Origin of the sequence: Salmonella sp. SAL00670, from assembly GCF_046552235.1 — a bacterium.
GTDB lineage: Bacteria > Pseudomonadota > Gammaproteobacteria > Enterobacterales > Enterobacteriaceae > Salmonella > Salmonella enterica.
Map to the genome: position 1 here is coordinate 240,928 of NZ_JBGDUO010000006.1, position 16,510 is coordinate 257,437.

Here is a 16,510-nt window from a genome sequence, read left to right on the forward strand (position 1 = left end):
GCATGGACTGGCTGGCAAAATATTGGTGGATTCTGGTATTGGTGTTTCTGGTAGGCGTACTGCTGAATGTGATCAAAGATCTCAAACGCATCGACCATAAGAAATTCCTTGCCAATAAACCTGAGCTGCCCCCGCATCGCGATTTTAACGATAAGTGGGACGATGAAGACGACTGGCCGAAGAAAGATCAGCCGAAAAAGTAACCGGATATCATGCCGGACAGGTATCGCTATCCGGCATGCTCCCCACCGCCGGGCATTACGTCGCGTAAACGCTGCGTTCGTCCGGCATCCAACGCAATCAGCGCCTGCGCCGCCTGCGCACGCTGCAACGCCAGCAGAGCTTTACGGCCTGAAATGCGTAGCCGGGCGCACAGTTCGGCATCGCTGGCTTTTTCCTCCAGCCGCCCTCTCAGCGCCGGTAATGGCAATGCGCTGTATTGCAGTAAACGATGCAGGCAACCTAACGATGTCAGTAGCGGGCGGTGCGCGAACGCAAAACCGACCAGCTCACGCCAGTCTTCATCATTAAGCGCCTGTTCATCTAACGCCGCCAGCGGTATCGCCTCGCCGTTCCACTGCGTCAGGATGTCCGCATCGCGGCGCAAACGCCGGTGTTCCTGCTGCGCCAGCCGTTTTCCCGCGTCGCTCAGCGGCAATAACGCCATCGCCGTATAGCAACCGCTGCTCGCCTCCCGATGGTTGCCCATCCGTACCAGTACAAAGCCGCAGCGTTGCCAGAAACGCCACAGCTCCGGCGTATAGCCGAAGCTGACGGAAAGATAATCACACTGCGCCGCCTGCATGCACGCGCAGGCAATCAACTGCTGACCGATGCCTTCGCGCTGGCGAGCGGGGTGCACTGCGATACGGCTTACGCGACGCCCAACCAGCGTCGCGGCTAAAGGGTCGCTACCGTGCGCCGCCAGCGACTGCGCCACCAGATTCCCACGCGGCCGCCGGAAACCGCACCATACAGCCTGACTGAGTTCTGCGGATAACCCGCCCTCTTCGACCAGCCAGACGGCGCCCGCCACACGGTTATTCGCCGTGGCCTGCAAGAAATGCTGTCCTGGCGCATCCATCATTCGGCGCAGATCCAGCGGCGAAGTACGATAGTGCGCCCCCGACAGTAACTGATACACAGCCCTCGGCAACGCGGGCGTCTTCCCCCAGGCCTGTTGGTAAAACGCCGAGATTGCTATCGCGCCATGCGGCGCCTGCGCAAACGCTTCATCGTCGAATATCAGCGCCTCGCTGACGATATTTTCCAGCGGGCATTCTGGCGCCCAGCGGACAGGCTGACGAAGCGTGAAACGGTGAAGCTGCGGAAAACGGGCGCAAAATTTAAGTAAAAAACCGCGTCCGGTGCCTTCGTAGCCCTGAACGGTGGTGGTGAGTAGTATGCGGGGAAAGCGCGAAACCAGTTGCAGCAGCAGCGGCGTGGGGATTGCCGCCGCCTCGTCAACCACCAGCCAGTCGGCTCTTGCCCCGCTCGCCAGCAACGCATCCGGCGCCATAAAGCAGAACCGCTCACCGGCAAACGCTGCCAGGATATCCGTTGCCGTTTTCGCCGGTGCGGTCACGATAGCCGTGCCCGCCATCCGGGAGATGAATTGCCCGGCCAGCGCCGATTTGCCGCGCCCACGGGGGGCAATCACCGTCGCCACGCCGGGCGGCATTTCACGTAAACGCGATAAGATAGCCGCCTGCTCCGGCTGCGGCTCGCCGGTGGCGGGTCGCCAGCGTCCACGGAAAGGATAAGATGGCCAGCAAAACGGCTGGCGCTGTCGCCAAAGCAGCGTTTGCGGATCGCGGGAAAGAGTCCGTTTAAGATGCTGTGCAAACTGCGGTGTAGGGATAGGCTGCGCGCAGTCGCTCCAGCGCAGTGAATCGGTATCAGGCCTGCTTTCCCACGTCTCGTACGGCGGCATCAGCAGAAGCAGCCAGCTTCCGGCCTGCAAGGTCCCGCTCAGAGCGGCAAACGCTGCGGCGTCAAAGCCCTGCCAGGCATCAAATATCGCATGACGGAATTCACGGCCCAGCAGCGTTTGTAACGCCTGTGGCGTACAGCGCGGCTGGGCGGGCGCGTCAGGCGCGACCCACAGCCAGTCACCGGGCAATACAGCGCGTATCGCCTCGGCCCGTTCCCGGCACCACGCCGCATCGCCGCTGATGACCAGTAAACGGCGAATACCTTCCTGTGTCATTTGCGACGTTAACGCCCGTAGCGCATCGATATCAGACATCCCTGCCCCGGTTTATCAAAAGTTTTTGCCAAACGTATTACATTGCGCCGGGTCACCGCTGTCAAATCCACGCTTAAACCAGCTGTAGCGCTGTTCTGAGGTGCCGTGGGTAAAACTATCCGGCACGACGCGCCCCTGTCCCTGTTGCTGTAAGCGATCGTCGCCGATAGCCTGTGCGGCATTGAGCGCCTCTTCCAGATCGCCCGCCTCCAGTACGCCTTGCTGCTGCATACTGTGTCCCCACACGCCGGCAAAGCAATCCGCCTGTAGTTCCATGCGCACCGAAAGGCGATTCACCTCCGTTTGCGACGCGTTTTGCTGCAACTGGCGTACTTTCGGCTCAATACCTAACAGTTTTTGTACGTGGTGGCCGACTTCGTGGGCGATGACATAACCCTGAGCAAAATCACCGTCCGCGCCCAGCTTATTTTTCATATCATCGTAAAATGAGAGATCGATATAGACGGTGCCGTCCGCCGGGCAGTAAAACGGCCCCATCACGGACTGACCCGCACCACAGCCGGTGCGCGTCATACCACGGTACATCACCAGTTTTGGCTGCTGATAGCCGCGCCCCATTTTTTGAAAGAGTTGCCCCCAGGTATCTTCGGTCGTCGCCAGAATCACCGAGGTAAATTTTGCCGCTTCATCATCATTGGGGCTTATCGAACGCGTCGACTGCTGCTGCGAAACCGGCTGACCGGTCAACAGACCGGTTAAATCCACCCCATAGTACCCTGCGACCAACACCACCACCAACAGAATGATGCCGCCTTTTCCGCGCGGAAGACGAAAGCCTGGGCCACCCAGCGAGGGGCCGCCTGGCCGATTACGTCTGTCCTCTACATTGTTACTTTCACGACGCCCTTGCCAGCGCATAATCACCTCATTCTCTCTTTGTTATACAGATGATCGTAGGCGGTCAGGCGCAGGATTACCACAGGTAAACGCTATCAGAATGAGGAAAGGATGATACCGGAGAGCGGTTGCCCTCCGGTCAGAAGCGGAATTAATCTAATTTCACGCCCAGTCGATGCGCGACGGCTTCATAGGCTTCAATCAGACCGCCCAGGCTCTGGCGGAAGCGGTCTTTGTCCATTTTGTCCAGCGTCTCTTTATCCCACAGGCGGCTACCGTCCGGCGAAAACTCATCGCCCAGCACCACTTCGCCTTTATACAGGCCAAACTCCAGTTTGAAATCCACCAGGATAAGACCCGCGTCATCAAACAGTTTTTTCAGTACGTCGTTGGCTTTGTAGGTTAGCTCTTTCATACGCGCCAGATTTTCCTGACTTACCCAACCGAACGTTTCACAGTAGGAACTATTCACCATCGGGTCGTGCAGCGCGTCGTTTTTCAGGAACAGATCGAATATCGGCGGGTTAAGCTCCATGCCTTCTTCCACGCCCAGACGCTTGACCAGCGACCCAGCCGCACGGTTGCGCACCACACATTCAACCGGCACCATCTCCAGCTTCTTCACCAGACACTCGGTATCAGACAGCAAACGTTCCATCTGGGTCGGGATGCCCGCCTCGGCCAGTTTGGTCATAATGAAATGGTTGAATTTGTTATTTACCATGCCTTTGCGATCAAACTGTTCAATGCGCGCGCCATCCCCTGCTGACGTATCATTGCGGAATTCGAGCACCAACAGGTCCGGGTTTTCCGTGCTGTATACGGTTTTCGCTTTACCACGATACAACTCAGCTTGCTTTTGCATCTTTAACACTCCTGGGTGTGAATTAACGATAAGTATTCATTTCCTGCTACGCCTGCCGGAGACGTCGGCCTGTAATTGTGGTGCGAAATAGCGGTTAAATCGCGTTTTTGTACCGACGCACACGTTTGCGTATCTTATCAGAAAAAAGGGCCGGATTACTCCAGCCCTGTTAAATTACTTGTTGAACGCTGCCTGGAAGACGGCAACCAGCGCGTCGTTCTGGCTTTGCGTCAGAGTATGCCCCTTAGGATCGATAAACTGCAAGCTGCTGCGGTTATCTAAATCGCCGACCTGCAATTTATAGTCTCCGGATGCCAGGCCCGGGTCGCTAGCGCCCAGATCCCGCCAGTCGCTGTCAGACAACGGTTTGTACGTTACCGCCATGCTGCCCTGAGAGCGAGTGCTGTCGGTGACTTTCATGCCCACTTTTTCCAGCGCGGCCGGGAGGCGTTGCCACACGAGGTTGAACGGACCGCGAACGACCAGCATAGGTAAACCGGTATCATCAGCGGCGCTCTGCACATCCATCGTTGCGGCGGAACGGTTCTGCGCGGCATTTGCCGCATCCGTAGCGGTCTTATCCAGACCGGCGGAAATGACGTTCATCATTTCCGTGCTATAGCGCTGCAGCGACGCCGCGTCAGCGACCGGCTTGCCAGCCTGTTCCAGATTAACCAGTTTTACCGTTACCGCCTGCTGATAGCCCTGCGGCTTCACCGAGATTTGATAACGTCCACGATACTGTTCGTCTTCATCCAGGCGGTTCCAGTTCACCCAATCGGTCGTCAGGGTCTGGCTGGCATCGTCACGTTTTTCAATCGGATAATTTTTCGCCTGAATCACGCTGACGACTTGCGGCCACAGCGTGCTGCTACGACCATTTTCCACCAAGAGCGTAGCGGTATCGCCAGAGAACTGGGTACGCGCGCCGCTCACTAACGCTAACGGCTGCGCTGGCGGACGGATATCCAACGCCTTACCAACCGCGCCGCTCCCCTTTGTGACCGGAATAACGTAGTCGCCGGTCGTTATCGGCAGGATCATTCCTGCCGGGGCGTGAAGTTCAGCAAGCGGCGCGGCATCCAGATAGGATTCATCGCCGCTTACCTGGCGCTTGTAGCGCGAATCGGAACTACAGGCAGCGAGCAGCAAAACAAGCGAAACACCCGCAACCTTCGCCAGGCGCGACTTTTGTACTGAGTAAGCCATCAAATCTCCCTAAACTTTACAGCAGGCCAGCATGCTGAAGCGCTGCTTTGACGATGTCACGACCATGGTCTGTGATAGGCGTCATTGGCAGGCGCAGCGTGTCGGTCGCCACAAGACCCAATGCCTTACATGCCCATTTCACCGGGATAGGATTGGGTTCGACAAATAGTTTGTTGTGTAACGGCATCAGACGCTGGTTGATAGCGCGCGCCTCGGCAAATTGCCCTTCCGCCGCCAGTTTGCACATGTCAGCCATATCGCGCGCCGCTACGTTAGCCGTAACGGAAATCACGCCATGACCACCCAGTTGCATAAAGTCCAGCGCAGACGCGTCATCACCGCTAAGCAGAATAAAATCGTCTGAAACCAGCTCTTTGATCTGGTGAACGCGGGTTAAGTTCCCTGTCGCCTCTTTGATAGCGATAATATTTTTTATTTCCGCCAGACGACCCACGGTTTCCGGCAACATGTCGCAACCGGTACGGGACGGCACATTATACAGAATTTGCGGCAAGTCAGTGTGTTCCGCGATGGCTTTGAAATGCTGGAACAAACCTTCCTGCGTGGGGCGATTGTAGTACGGCGTTACCGTCAGGCAGCCAACAATGCCGCTATCGTTAAAACGCTGCGTCAGGCTAATCGCTTCCGCGGTCGCGTTTGCGCCCGTGCCGGCGATAACCGGAATACGTCCGTCAGCCAGTTCCAGCGTCATCATCACGACATCGCCATGTTCATCATGGCTTAGCGTGGCAGACTCGCCGGTAGTGCCAACCGAAACAATCGCCGAGGTACCGTTGGCGACATGATAATCAATGAGTTTTTTCAGGCAAGACCTACTGACGTTACCTTTCTCATCCATCGGCGTAACAAGCGCGACAATACTTCCCGTGAACATGGGCCATCCTCTGTGCAAACAAGTCTCTCAATGGTACGTTTGGTATGGCAATAAAAGCAAGCGACCAAAGCCGTTCTGATTGTTGTATGCAGGTTTTTTTTATGGTTTCCTTAAGATTACCTCACCGCTCAAAGGAATAACTGGTTTGACACCGTCATCACAACACTATTTGGTTATCACTGCGCTGGGCGCCGACAGGCCCGGTATTGTGAATACCATTACTCGCCATGTCAGCAGTTGCGGCTGTAATATCGAAGACAGCCGACTGGCGATGCTGGGCGATGAATTCACGTTTATTATGCTGTTGTCCGGCACGTGGAACGCGATTACCTTGATTGAATCGACATTGCCGTTAAAAGGCGCGGAGCTGGATCTGCTGATTGTGATGAAACGGACGTCCGACCGTCCCCGCCCGGCAATGCCCGCGACGGTATGGGTTCAGGTTGAGGTCGCCGACTCCCCGCATTTAATTGAGCGATTCACCGCGCTGTTTAATAGTCATGAAATGAATATTGCGGAGCTGGTCTCCCGCACGCAGCCGGCTGAAGGTGATAAAGCTGCGCAATTATTTATTCAAATCACCGCACATAGCCCGGCGTCGCAAAATTCCGCAAATATTGAGCAAGCCTTTAAAGCACTATGTACAGAACTCAATGCGCAAGGCAGTATAAACGTCGTCAATTACTCACAACATGATGAACAGGATGGAGTTAAGTAATGAATCCACTGAAAGCCGGTGATATCGCACCGAAATTTAGCTTGCCGGATCAAGACGGGGAACAAGTAAATTTGACCGACTTCCAGGGACAGCGCGTTCTGGTTTATTTCTACCCAAAAGCCATGACACCCGGCTGTACCGTGCAGGCCTGCGGCTTACGCGATAACATGGACGAGCTCAAAAAAGCAGGCGTGGACGTGCTGGGCATCAGCACCGATAAACCTGAAAAACTCTCCCGTTTCGCTGAAAAAGAGCTGCTGAACTTTACCCTTTTGTCCGATGAAAACCATCAGGTGTGTGAACAGTTCGGCGTCTGGGGCGAAAAGTCGTTTATGGGCAAAACGTATGACGGCATTCACCGCATCAGCTTTTTGATTGACGCTGATGGTAAGATTGAGCACGTCTTTAATGATTTTAAAACCAGCAATCACCATGATGTGGTGCTGAACTGGCTGAAAGAAAACGCGTAAAAGCCTCAGGCCGCGCTGATGTGCGGCCTGGAAAGGGAATGCGCCGTCAGGCTTTCCGCGCCAGACGCCATATCGCCGCCACATTGCGCGCCGACAGGCTCAGGTTATATTCCGCCTCGTGTAAGGCTTCCGGCAGCGTAACGATATGCGACAAAATCGACAGCGCCGCATCGATACCCTGTTGATACACAACGTGATGATCGTGTTGCAGCCCACCGGCGAGCGCGATAACTGGTTTATGATACCGCTTCGCCACTCTGGCGACGCCAATCGGCGTCTTGCCGCAAATACTTTGGCTGTCCAGCCGCCCTTCTCCGGTAATCACCAGATCGGCATCTTTAACCGCCTGCTCAAGCTGTAGCGTTTCCACGACAATCTCTACGCCGGCGCGTAATTCCGCATTGAGCAACCCTAAAAGCGCGGCGCCCATTCCGCCTGCCGCGCCCGCGCCGGGAGCGTTAATCACCTCACGTCCCGTTGCCTGATAAATATGTCGGCCCCAGTTTTCCAGCGCCGCGTCCAGGGTGTTCACCATTTCCGCTGTCGCCCCTTTTTGTGGGCCAAAGATGGCCGATGCGCCCTGGGGACCACACAACGGATTGTTGACATCACACGCCACGGTTATCGATACCTTACGCAGCAATGGGTGACAACCGGACAAATCGATAGACGCCAGCGCCGCCAGCGCCTCGCCGCCTGGAGAAAGCGAGCGCCCCTGTTTATCGCGCAATATAACGCCAAGCGCCTGCATCATCCCCGCGCCGCCGTCATTCGTCGCACTGCCGCCAATTCCCAGAATAATACGCTTTACGCCACGCTCCAGCGCCGCGACGATTAACTCGCCGGTGCCGTAGCTGGTGGTATTAAGCGGGTTGCGCAATTCAGGCGAAACGTGATGCAGTCCGGATGCCGCCGCCATTTCAATCACGGCGGTATCGCTATCGCCCAGCATTCCCCAGCGCGCGGCCACCGGTTGCCCAAGCGGGCCTTGTACCCACTGGTCAACATAACGCCCGCCGCTGGCCTCCACCATTGATTGTACGGTTCCTTCCCCGCCATCCGCCATGGGCACTTTAATGTAGTCGGCGTCAGGATAAATTTCGCGGAACCCCTTTTCTATCGCCTCAGCGACCGCCATTGCGGACAAACTTTCTTTAAATGAATCAGGAGCAATAACAATTTTCATAGGGATTATCCTGCAAAACCAAAGAAACCGAACATCAGAGTAGAAATAAAGGTAATGGCTAACCCCACCAGCGTTTCATACGGCATTAGCTTTAAACGTTCATGAATTTGCATATTGACGCTGCCGCCCGTCGCGTGGAAAAAGCTGCCGTGCGGCAGATGGTCCAGCACCGTGGCGCCCGCATGGATCATAGCGGCTCCCGCCAGGGCGGAAACGCCAAGTTCAAGTAACGTGGGAGAGAAAACGCCTGACGCCACCGCCGTTCCCGCCGTGGTTGAGGCCGTCGCCATTGACATCATGGCGCCAGACACGGGCGCCAGCAGCCAGGACGGCAATCCCGAAGCGGTGAGGCCATGAATCAGGACATCTTTAAGTTCGGAATTAGCGATAATGCCGGCCAGCGTACCGGTTCCCAGCAACATAATAGCGACAGGCGCCATACGCATCAGACCGGCGACCATGTACTGGTTACAGTGGCGCGCGCGTCCCATCAACAGCAGACCGACCAATCCCCCTACGGGCAGGGCAATTAACGGGTCAATGGAAATGCCGGCAAACGGACGGAGAGAAAGCAGGAAAATAGCGACCAGCGGCGCGCTAATCGCCACCAGAAAACCGGGTCTGGCGACGGAGTCATCATGGTGAGTCACTTCATGATCGGCGACGCCCACGCCTTTATTATTCAGCCGTTTCGCTAACAGATAGGCGATAATAAGCCCAACGATGCCCGGAACCACGCCCGCCAGCATAATAGAGGTAAGAGGAACATGAAACGCATCGGAGGCGGCAATAGCGTTCGGGTTGGGTGACATCACGTTACCCGCTTTGCCGCCGCCGACCATCGCCAGCAGAATAGCGCTTTTTGACAGCCCTGCATTACGCGCAATCGACAGCGCAATCGGCGCGACGGTAATCACCGCCACATCAATAAATACGCCGACAGCGGTCAAACATAGTGTGGCAATGGCTAATGCCAATAATGCCCGGGTTTCCCCCACTTTGCGGACAATCGTCTCAGCAATCGTATTCGCCGCCCCGGACTCAATTAATACGCCCGCCAGTACGCCTGCGGCCAGAATACGCAATACGGCATTAACGATACCCTGCGCGCCTGACACCATCAACGACACGGTTTGCAGAAGATCGGCGCCGCCAATCAAACCGCCGACCAGCGCGCCCGCCATCATGCCGTAGGCTGGCGACACTTTTCTTAAAATTAATACGATGGCCACAACCAATGCGGCAATGGCTCCCAGGGTGGATATCGACGTCATATACTGCGCCTCCTTTAACATGGAGCGCGCAGTATGGAAGAACCCGCCTAAAAATCCGCTGGAGCTTTCAACAAATTTCGATTCGACCTGGCAGCGGTAACTTGTCGGACGGTACAGATTCGGCCTGGAGCTCCATACCGATATAAAGCCAAAGCGTACTTTTTAACTCGTTGATTTTTATGTGCGTAATATCCTCACAGCGCTGTAAGCGATAGCGCAATGTATTCACATGAATATGCAATGCTTTGGCCGTTTGCGTCAGGTCACAATTATGTTCAAACCAGGTCCGCAGCGTCTGTTGCAATACGCCTTTCGCGTCATGTTGCGCCAGTTGCAGCCACAGACGCGATAACTCCTGCACTTGCCAACTTTCAGACAGCCCGCTTAGCAGCGCGGGAAGCGCGTGATCATGATAAAAAATGTACTGGCTGCACAGCTTTTGTCTTTTCGCCATCGCCTGCGTGGCTCTCGCAGTGAGCAAAGATCGGTGCAATCCCGTCTCGCCGGCAAAATAGCCCCCAACCAAAATACGGCTAAATCCCGATGATGCAGCCCATGATTTAAAAATCTGCAATTCGCCCATTTCCTGGCGGGTATTCCACTTTCCCTCTTTTAACGTGATAGGCTTAATAATGATTAATTCATTAAATTCGGTAAACGTCACCAAATGGTTACGCGCGTGATTCTCGAAATAATCCATTACATTGCGCAGCGCTTCGCGATCCGGCTGGGAAAGTTCAATAATCAGCACCACTCTGGGAACCGCCAGATCAATACCCAGATAGGCCGCCATGGAGCGCAACGACTCTGTTGAATTTTCTCGCAAAATCAATTGGTTGATCAGCTCTTCGCGATAACGTTTATCCCATTGTCGCTGTTCGATCAGCACCATATGCTCGATCACCAGCTCCGCCGCCATTTTAACCAGCTCGGCATACGCGCGAACCTCCTCCGGCTCGCCGGTAATGCCGACCACGCCGATAAGCTGTTCATGAAAAGAGATGGGAAGATTAATGCCGGATCGCACGCCTTTAAGCTGATTGGCGGTAGCGGAATCAATTTCTACAATACGGTTTTCCTTCAGCGCCAGAATGGCCCCTTCGTGACGCTGGCGAAGCCGCGAAGGTTCGCCAGACGCGATAATGACGCCATGCTCATCCATGACGTTTACCGAGTAAGGAATAATTTTCATGGCTCGCTGTACAATTTGCCGCGCGGTATACCCTTTCAAGTAATGTTTTCTCAACACACTCATTCCCTGTTTCGTTATCGCTTCACATTAAAAAAACAATCTCGCATCAATGATGTCACTTATTAACGAATTTCTCAGAAGAATGCTTAGGCTAAATCACCAAATTTTGGCGGCTTTACAGCGAGAATTTTGTAGGTTCCGACAATAAAAATGCCGCAACACGGTGCGGCATTAAAAAAAAGAGCGGCTTTCTAAGCGCTTGTCCCTCATCAGGCGTGCGCAAAATGGCGGCAGGGCACTATGATGTCGTTCACGCTTTACAACTTTTGTACAGACCGCTCAGGATGAGGCATCCGTCACCTGACCATCCGGCCAGGCATGGACAACGGCTTTAATCAGCGTCGCCAATGGAATGGCGAAAAACACCCCCCAGAAACCCCACAGACCGCCGAAAATCACCACTGACAGAATAATCACCAGCGGATGCAAATTCACCGCTTCGGAGAAAAGTACCGGTACCAGCAAATTGCCATCCAGCGCCTGAATAATGAGATAAACGGCAAAACAGCTCCAGAATTCCGTCCCCAGACCAAACTGAAACAGCGCAACGCCCACCACCGGAATTGTCACCACAAAGGCGCCGATATAGGGGATCAGAACCGAAAAGCCCACCAGTACCGCCAGCAGTAGCGAATAGTTGAGGCCAAACAGCAAAAAACCCAGCCAGGTCGCTACGCCCACCACCACCATCTCCAGCACTTTTCCGCGGATATAGTTGGTGATCTGCTGATTCATCTCATTCCACACCTGCCCCGCCAGCCCGCGATTACGCGGCAGCACGCGGCGCACGGCATTCAGCATCTGCTCTTTATCTTTTACCAGGAAAAAGACCATCAGCGGCACCAGCACCAGATATACCGCCAGCGTCAGTAGCCCGACTAACGAAGCCAGCGAATACTTCACCACCGAATCGCCCATGTTAAGCATCCGGGTACGCATGTTTTCCGCCATCGCATCAATAATGCCCGCATCCATCAGCGCCGGATAGCGTCGCGGCAAGGTCGCGGCGAAATCGGACAGTTTATTCAGCATACCGGGCATATCACGAATCAGGTAAATACCCTGCTGCCAGGCAATCGGCATCACCACAAACGCCATTAATAACAGAATGCCGACAAAAAGGATAAGGACAATGGAGGCTGCCCAGCGCCGGGAACAGCCAATCGCCTGCAGGCGCGCCGTCGGCCACTCCAGCAGGTAGGCCAGTACGATAGCGACCAGCAGCGGCGCTAACAGGCCGCTAAAGAAAAAGAGGATGCTAAAACCAGCCACCAGAATGACCAGCAAGGCAATCGCCTCCGGGTCGCTGAAGCGACGGCGATACCATTGCATTAACATTTCGAGCATAAAACCCTTCCCAGAACTCAACTGCGGGATTGTGATGCCGAATTGTATCGAAATGTCACAAAAAAGACTTCGCTTTTTATCGTTGATTCAGGAAACTAAAATAGTGAGTCTGTGCTCATCACAGTTACACTTATGAAGTGTCGGAGCGTGGAACGATATTTCACGACGTTGGTCAAAGGGCTATCTCAAAACAACAGGATAGAGGTTATGTTCAGGCAGTTGAAAAAAAACCTGGTGGCAACCCTCATTGCAGCATTGGCTCTCGGTCAGGTCGCGCCCGCATTTGCCGACCCTGCCGACACGCTGCCCGATATGGGAACCTCGGCAGGAAGCACGCTTTCTATCGGACAAGAGATGCAAATGGGCGACTTTTATGTGCGCCAGCTACGCGGCAGCGCGCCGTTAATCAACGATCCGCTGCTGGTGCAATACATTAACGCGCTGGGTATGCGTCTGGTCTCGCACGCCGACTCCGTCAAAACGCCCTTCCATTTTTTCTTGATCAATAATGACGAAATCAACGCCTTCGCGTTCTTTGGCGGCAATGTGGTGCTGCACTCGGCGCTTTTTCGCTACGCGGATAACGAAAGCCAGCTAGCTTCAGTCATGGCGCATGAAATCTCCCACGTGACGCAGCGCCACCTGGCGCGCGCGATGGAAGATCAAAAGCGCAGCGCGCCGCTTACCTGGGTGGGCGCGCTGGGTTCCATTTTGCTGGCCATGGCCAGCCCACAGGCCGGTATGGCGGCGCTAACCGGTACTCTGGCGGGAACGCGCCAGGGAATGATAAGTTTCACCCAGCAAAATGAGCAAGAAGCCGACCGTATTGGTATTCAGGTACTGCAACGCGCCGGATTTGACCCACAGGCGATGCCCTCTTTCCTCGAAAAACTGCTCGACCAGGCGCGTTACTCCACGCGCCCGCCTGAAATTTTGCTCACTCACCCCTTACCGGAAAGCCGCCTTGCGGATGCCCGCAACCGTGCCAACCAGATGCGCCCGGTCGTGGTGCAATCTTCCGCCGACTTTTATTTCGCCAAAGCGCGCGCCCTGGGAATGTACAATTCCGGACGTAACCAGCTTACCAGCGACCTGCTGGATCAGTGGTCTAAAGGCAACGTGCGTCAGCAACATGCGGCGCAATATGGCCGGGCGTTGCAGGCGATGGAAGCGAGCAAGTACGATGAAGCGCGCAAAACGTTGCAGCCGCTGTTAAGCGCGGAACCGAACAATGCCTGGTATCTTGACCTCGCCACCGATATTGACCTGGGGCAGAAAAGAGCCAACGACGCGATTAATCGCCTGAAAAATGCCCGCGATCTGCGCGTTAATCCTGTGCTGCAGTTAAACCTCGCCAATGCGTACCTCCAGGGAGGCCAGCCAAAAGCGGCGGAAACCATTCTGAATCGCTACACCTTTAGCCATAAAGATGACGGTAACGGCTGGGATCTGCTTGCTCAGGCCGAAGCCGCGCTGAACAACCGCGATCAGGAGCTGGCGGCGCGCGCTGAAAGTTATGCGCTGGCGGGACGACTGGATCAGGCAATTTCACTGCTCAGTAGCGCCAGCGCCCAGGCAAAACTGGGTAGCCAGCAACAGGCGCGTTACGATGCGCGTATCGACCAGCTGCGCCAGTTACAGGAACGCTTCAAGCCATACACGAAAATGTAATCGCCGTTTATTAGCCGGATGGCGTCACAAGGAGAACTCATGACCGACACGATTAAAATCTACCATAACCCGCGCTGCTCGAAGAGCCGCGACACGCTGAACCTACTGAAATCTAACGGCGTGGAACCGGAAGTGGTGCTTTATCTGGATACGCCCGCCGACGCCGCCACCGTGCGGGAACTGCTGCGTATGTTGGGCATGTCCAGCGCGCGCGAACTGATGCGCCAGAAAGAAGATCTCTATAAAACGCTTCACCTGGCGGATAGTGAGCTGAGTGAAGAGGCGTTAATCCAGGCGCTGGTTGAACACCCTAAACTGATGGAGCGCCCCATTGTGGTGGCAAATGGTCAGGCGCGCATTGGCCGACCGCCTGAGCAGGTGCTGGACATCCTCGGTTAACCGTTGAACGCCGCCGTCGCGGCGTATTACAGTTTCAGAATCTCTTTGACAAACGGGATCGTCAGTTTTCGCTGGGCAGTGATCGACGCATGATCGAGCTGATCCAGCGTCATAAACAGCGTGCGCATTTCGCGATCAAGACGTTTGAGTAAAAACCGCCCAACATCTTCCGGCAGTTCAAACCCCCGTAACCGGGCACGCAACTGTAGCGCCTGAAGTTTGTCTTCATCGGAAAGAGGCTGGAGTTTATAGATTTGCCCCCAATCCAGACGGGAAGCGAGATCGGGCAAGCCCAGATTTAACTGTCTTGGCGGACGATCGCCGGTGATCAATAACCGCGTCTTACCGGACTCCAGAATGCGGTTATAGAGATCAAAGATCGCCATCTCCCACAGTTCATCGCCAGCGACACACTCAATGTTATCAATACACACCAGCGAGAGGTGTTCCATACCGTCGAGCACTTCCGGCACGAACCAGGTACGTTTATCGAGCGGGACGTAGCCTACCGCATCTCCACGCTGCGACAATTCAGCGCAGGCGGCGTGCAGCAAATGGCTGCGGCCCGCGCCTTCACGCGCCCAAAGGTAGATATATCCACTATGTTCCTGGCGCAACACGTTTTGTAACGCGGCCAGTAGAGAGGCGTTATCCCCCGGCCAGAAACTTGCGAAAGTTTCGTCGTCAGGAAGATAAAGTGGCAAAGAGAGCTGTGCCGGTGTGTTCAGAGATACCTCAACCCAGGATGACATAAAATCGCGCTGAGTTTACCACATAATTCCCGTGAGATAGAACCGGGCAGCATCGCTGCCCGGCAACCCGTTACTGATGCGGGGGCTCCGCATCATTTGCCTCCAGTACCACTTCTTCCGGACGCAACAGGCTAATCAGTTTAAAAATCAGGCTCAGGCAAATCCCGACGATGGTCGCCAGCGCCATCCCTTTCAATTCTGCCGCGCCGATATGCACTTTCGCGCCGCTCACGCCGATGATCAAAATCACCGAGGTGAGGATCAGGTTTTGCGCTTTATTGTAGTCGACTTTCGATTCGATCAAGACGCGAATCCCCGACGCGCCGATGACGCCGTACAACAGCAGCGAGACGCCGCCCATCACGGGTAACGGGATAATCTGAATCGCCGCCGCCAGTTTGCCGACGCAGGAAAGCAGAATGGCGAAAATCGCCGCGCCGCCGATAACCCAGGTACTGTAAACTCGGGTGATCGCCATGACGCCAATATTTTCCCCATAGGTGGTATTCGGCGTGGAGCCGAAGAAACCGGAAATGATCGTCGACAATCCGTTAGCGAACATCGAGCGGTGCAAACCGGGATCGCGCACTAAATCTTTTTTGACGATATTCGCCGTCACCACCAGATGACCGACATGCTCGGCAATCACGACCAACGCCGCGGGCAGAATCGTCAGGATAGCGAACCATTCAAAACGCGGCGTATAGAAGGTCGGCAGCGCAAACCAGTGCGCCTGGGCAATCGGCGTGGTATCGACCACCCCCAGCGCGAATGACAGCGCATAGCCCGCCAGCACGCCGATCAAAATCGGAATGATCGCCAGGAAACCGCGAAACAGTACGGAGCCGAACACCGTCACCGCCAGCGTGACCATGGAGATAATAATTGTTTTCGTGTCCGGCGACTGCCCTTGCGCAGGCAGCAATCCGGCCATCCCCGCCGCGACGCCAGCCAGCTCCAGACCGATGACGGCAACGATTGCGCCCATTGCCGCAGGCGGGAACATCACATCCAGCCAGCCGGTGCCCGCTTTTTTAACGATGAAAGAGACCAGACAGAACAACACGCCGCACATAATAAAACCGCCCAGCGCCACTTCATAACCCAGCGGCAACAACAGTAATACCGGGGAAATAAAGGCAAAGCTCGATCCGAGGTAGGCCGGAATTTTACCTTTGCAGATAAAGAGATACAGCAGCGTTCCGATACCGTTAAACAACAGCACGGTCGCGGGGTTGATATGAAACAGAACTGGCACCAGCACGGTCGCGCCAAACATGGCGAAAAGGTGCTGTAAACTAAGCGGGATTGTCTGTAAAAGCGGCGGTCTTTCACTCACCCCGATAGCACGGCGCGTCATAGTGTT

16 protein-coding genes are annotated in these 16,510 nt (G+C 55.1%); 5 read left to right on the top strand and 11 right to left on the bottom strand.

The features are described 5' to 3' along the window. Positions 1–2 precede the first annotated feature (2 nt). Positions 3–203 (top strand): YpfN family protein, encoded by a 201-nt coding sequence (locus tag ACLJRS_RS19265; protein ID WP_000383839.1) that lies wholly within the window; start codon positions 3–5, stop codon positions 201–203. 26 nt (positions 204–229) lie between these two features. Here the strand turns inward: ACLJRS_RS19265 and tmcA are convergent, their stop codons facing one another. The 5 genes from tmcA to dapA form a co-directional block, all read right to left on the bottom strand. Next, positions 230–2,248: a tRNA cytosine(34) acetyltransferase TmcA gene (gene tmcA, locus ACLJRS_RS19270; protein WP_001279840.1), complete on the bottom strand. Its 2,019-nt coding sequence runs from the start codon at positions 2,246–2,248 to the stop codon at positions 230–232. 15 nt (positions 2,249–2,263) lie between these two features. Continuing rightward, positions 2,264–3,127, bottom strand: a complete 864-nt coding sequence (locus tag ACLJRS_RS19275; RefSeq protein ID WP_001267523.1) for a neutral zinc metallopeptidase — start codon at positions 3,125–3,127, stop codon at positions 2,264–2,266. Positions 3,128–3,257: 130 nt separating this feature from the next. Then, complete coding sequence (purC, locus tag ACLJRS_RS19280; RefSeq protein WP_001171630.1) at positions 3,258–3,971, bottom strand: phosphoribosylaminoimidazolesuccinocarboxamide synthase; 714 nt, start codon at positions 3,969–3,971, stop codon at positions 3,258–3,260. Between the two features lie 174 nt (positions 3,972–4,145). Further along, on the bottom strand, positions 4,146–5,180 hold the full coding sequence (gene bamC / locus ACLJRS_RS19285) for an outer membrane protein assembly factor BamC (RefSeq protein ID WP_000331877.1): 1,035 nt from the start codon (positions 5,178–5,180) through the stop codon (positions 4,146–4,148). A gap of 16 nt (positions 5,181–5,196) precedes the next feature. Then, complete coding sequence (gene dapA / locus ACLJRS_RS19290; protein WP_000494019.1) at positions 5,197–6,075, bottom strand: 4-hydroxy-tetrahydrodipicolinate synthase; 879 nt, start codon at positions 6,073–6,075, stop codon at positions 5,197–5,199. A gap of 145 nt (positions 6,076–6,220) precedes the next feature. Between dapA and ACLJRS_RS19295 the strand changes: the two genes are divergently transcribed. Continuing rightward, positions 6,221–6,793, top strand: coding sequence for a glycine cleavage system transcriptional repressor (locus ACLJRS_RS19295; protein ID WP_000189061.1), 573 nt, complete (start codon positions 6,221–6,223; stop codon positions 6,791–6,793). Beyond that, positions 6,793–7,263: a thioredoxin-dependent thiol peroxidase gene (gene bcp, locus ACLJRS_RS19300; RefSeq protein WP_001068686.1), complete on the top strand. Its 471-nt coding sequence runs from the start codon at positions 6,793–6,795 to the stop codon at positions 7,261–7,263. Before ACLJRS_RS19295 ends, bcp begins: the two co-directional genes overlap by 1 nt. 46 nt (positions 7,264–7,309) lie before the next feature. Here bcp and ACLJRS_RS19305 read toward each other — a convergent pair whose 3' ends face one another. From ACLJRS_RS19305 to ACLJRS_RS19320, 4 genes are all read right to left on the bottom strand, one after another. After that, positions 7,310–8,449, bottom strand: coding sequence for a glycerate kinase (locus tag ACLJRS_RS19305; RefSeq protein ID WP_000706367.1), 1,140 nt, complete (start codon positions 8,447–8,449; stop codon positions 7,310–7,312). Between the two features lie 5 nt (positions 8,450–8,454). After that, the gene (locus tag ACLJRS_RS19310; protein WP_000200866.1) at positions 8,455–9,723 is read right to left on the bottom strand and encodes a GntP family permease; all 1,269 of its coding nucleotides are present in this window, start codon (positions 9,721–9,723) and stop codon (positions 8,455–8,457) included. A 67-nt stretch (positions 9,724–9,790) separates the two neighbouring features. After that, positions 9,791–10,978, bottom strand: a complete 1,188-nt coding sequence (locus tag ACLJRS_RS19315) for a sugar diacid recognition domain-containing protein (protein ID WP_410957881.1) — start codon at positions 10,976–10,978, stop codon at positions 9,791–9,793. Positions 10,979–11,254: 276 nt separating this feature from the next. After that, positions 11,255–12,322: an AI-2E family transporter gene (locus ACLJRS_RS19320; protein WP_000892056.1), complete on the bottom strand. Its 1,068-nt coding sequence runs from the start codon at positions 12,320–12,322 to the stop codon at positions 11,255–11,257. A 207-nt stretch (positions 12,323–12,529) separates the two neighbouring features. On the opposite strand from ACLJRS_RS19320, the gene bepA reads away from it, so the two are divergent. Beyond that, entirely contained in the window at positions 12,530–13,993 is a 1,464-nt protein-coding gene (bepA, locus tag ACLJRS_RS19325) for a beta-barrel assembly-enhancing protease (protein WP_000489630.1), read from the top strand. 39 nt (positions 13,994–14,032) lie between these two features. After that, positions 14,033–14,392 carry an arsenate reductase (glutaredoxin) gene (gene arsC, locus ACLJRS_RS19330; RefSeq protein WP_000132648.1) on the top strand — a complete coding sequence of 120 codons (360 nt, stop codon included), beginning with the start codon at positions 14,033–14,035 and terminating at the stop codon, positions 14,390–14,392. Positions 14,393–14,418: 26 nt separating this feature from the next. On the opposite strand, the gene ACLJRS_RS19335 is transcribed toward arsC, so the two are convergent. Next, the gene (locus ACLJRS_RS19335; RefSeq protein ID WP_061835882.1) at positions 14,419–15,120 is read right to left on the bottom strand and encodes a DnaA inactivator Hda; all 702 of its coding nucleotides are present in this window, start codon (positions 15,118–15,120) and stop codon (positions 14,419–14,421) included. A 94-nt stretch (positions 15,121–15,214) separates the two neighbouring features. Continuing rightward, entirely contained in the window at positions 15,215–16,504 is a 1,290-nt protein-coding gene (gene uraA, locus ACLJRS_RS19340) for a uracil permease (RefSeq protein WP_000198335.1), read from the bottom strand. Positions 16,505–16,510: the final 6 nt, after the last annotated feature.

Excerpts from the sequence above, each read along its gene's own strand:
- ACLJRS_RS19265 (WP_000383839.1), top strand. The coding sequence starts at position 3 with ATGGACTGGCTGGCAAAATATTGGTGGATTCTGGTATTGGTGTTTCTG.
- tmcA (WP_001279840.1), bottom strand. The coding sequence starts at position 2,248 with ATGTCTGATATCGATGCGCTACGGGCGTTAACGTCGCAAATGACACAG.
- ACLJRS_RS19275 (WP_001267523.1), bottom strand. The coding sequence starts at position 3,127 with ATGCGCTGGCAAGGGCGTCGTGAAAGTAACAATGTAGAGGACAGACGT.
- purC (WP_001171630.1), bottom strand. The coding sequence starts at position 3,971 with ATGCAAAAGCAAGCTGAGTTGTATCGTGGTAAAGCGAAAACCGTATAC.
- bamC (WP_000331877.1), bottom strand. The coding sequence starts at position 5,180 with ATGGCTTACTCAGTACAAAAGTCGCGCCTGGCGAAGGTTGCGGGTGTT.
- dapA (WP_000494019.1), bottom strand. The coding sequence starts at position 6,075 with ATGTTCACGGGAAGTATTGTCGCGCTTGTTACGCCGATGGATGAGAAA.
- bcp (WP_001068686.1), top strand. The coding sequence starts at position 6,793 with ATGAATCCACTGAAAGCCGGTGATATCGCACCGAAATTTAGCTTGCCG.
- ACLJRS_RS19305 (WP_000706367.1), bottom strand. The coding sequence starts at position 8,449 with ATGAAAATTGTTATTGCTCCTGATTCATTTAAAGAAAGTTTGTCCGCA.
- ACLJRS_RS19310 (WP_000200866.1), bottom strand. The coding sequence starts at position 9,723 with ATGACGTCGATATCCACCCTGGGAGCCATTGCCGCATTGGTTGTGGCC.
- ACLJRS_RS19315 (WP_410957881.1), bottom strand. The coding sequence starts at position 10,978 with ATGAGTGTGTTGAGAAAACATTACTTGAAAGGGTATACCGCGCGGCAA.
- ACLJRS_RS19320 (WP_000892056.1), bottom strand. The coding sequence starts at position 12,322 with ATGCTCGAAATGTTAATGCAATGGTATCGCCGTCGCTTCAGCGACCCG.
- bepA (WP_000489630.1), top strand. The coding sequence starts at position 12,530 with ATGTTCAGGCAGTTGAAAAAAAACCTGGTGGCAACCCTCATTGCAGCA.
- arsC (WP_000132648.1), top strand. The coding sequence starts at position 14,033 with ATGACCGACACGATTAAAATCTACCATAACCCGCGCTGCTCGAAGAGC.
- uraA (WP_000198335.1), bottom strand. The coding sequence starts at position 16,504 with ATGACGCGCCGTGCTATCGGGGTGAGTGAAAGACCGCCGCTTTTACAG.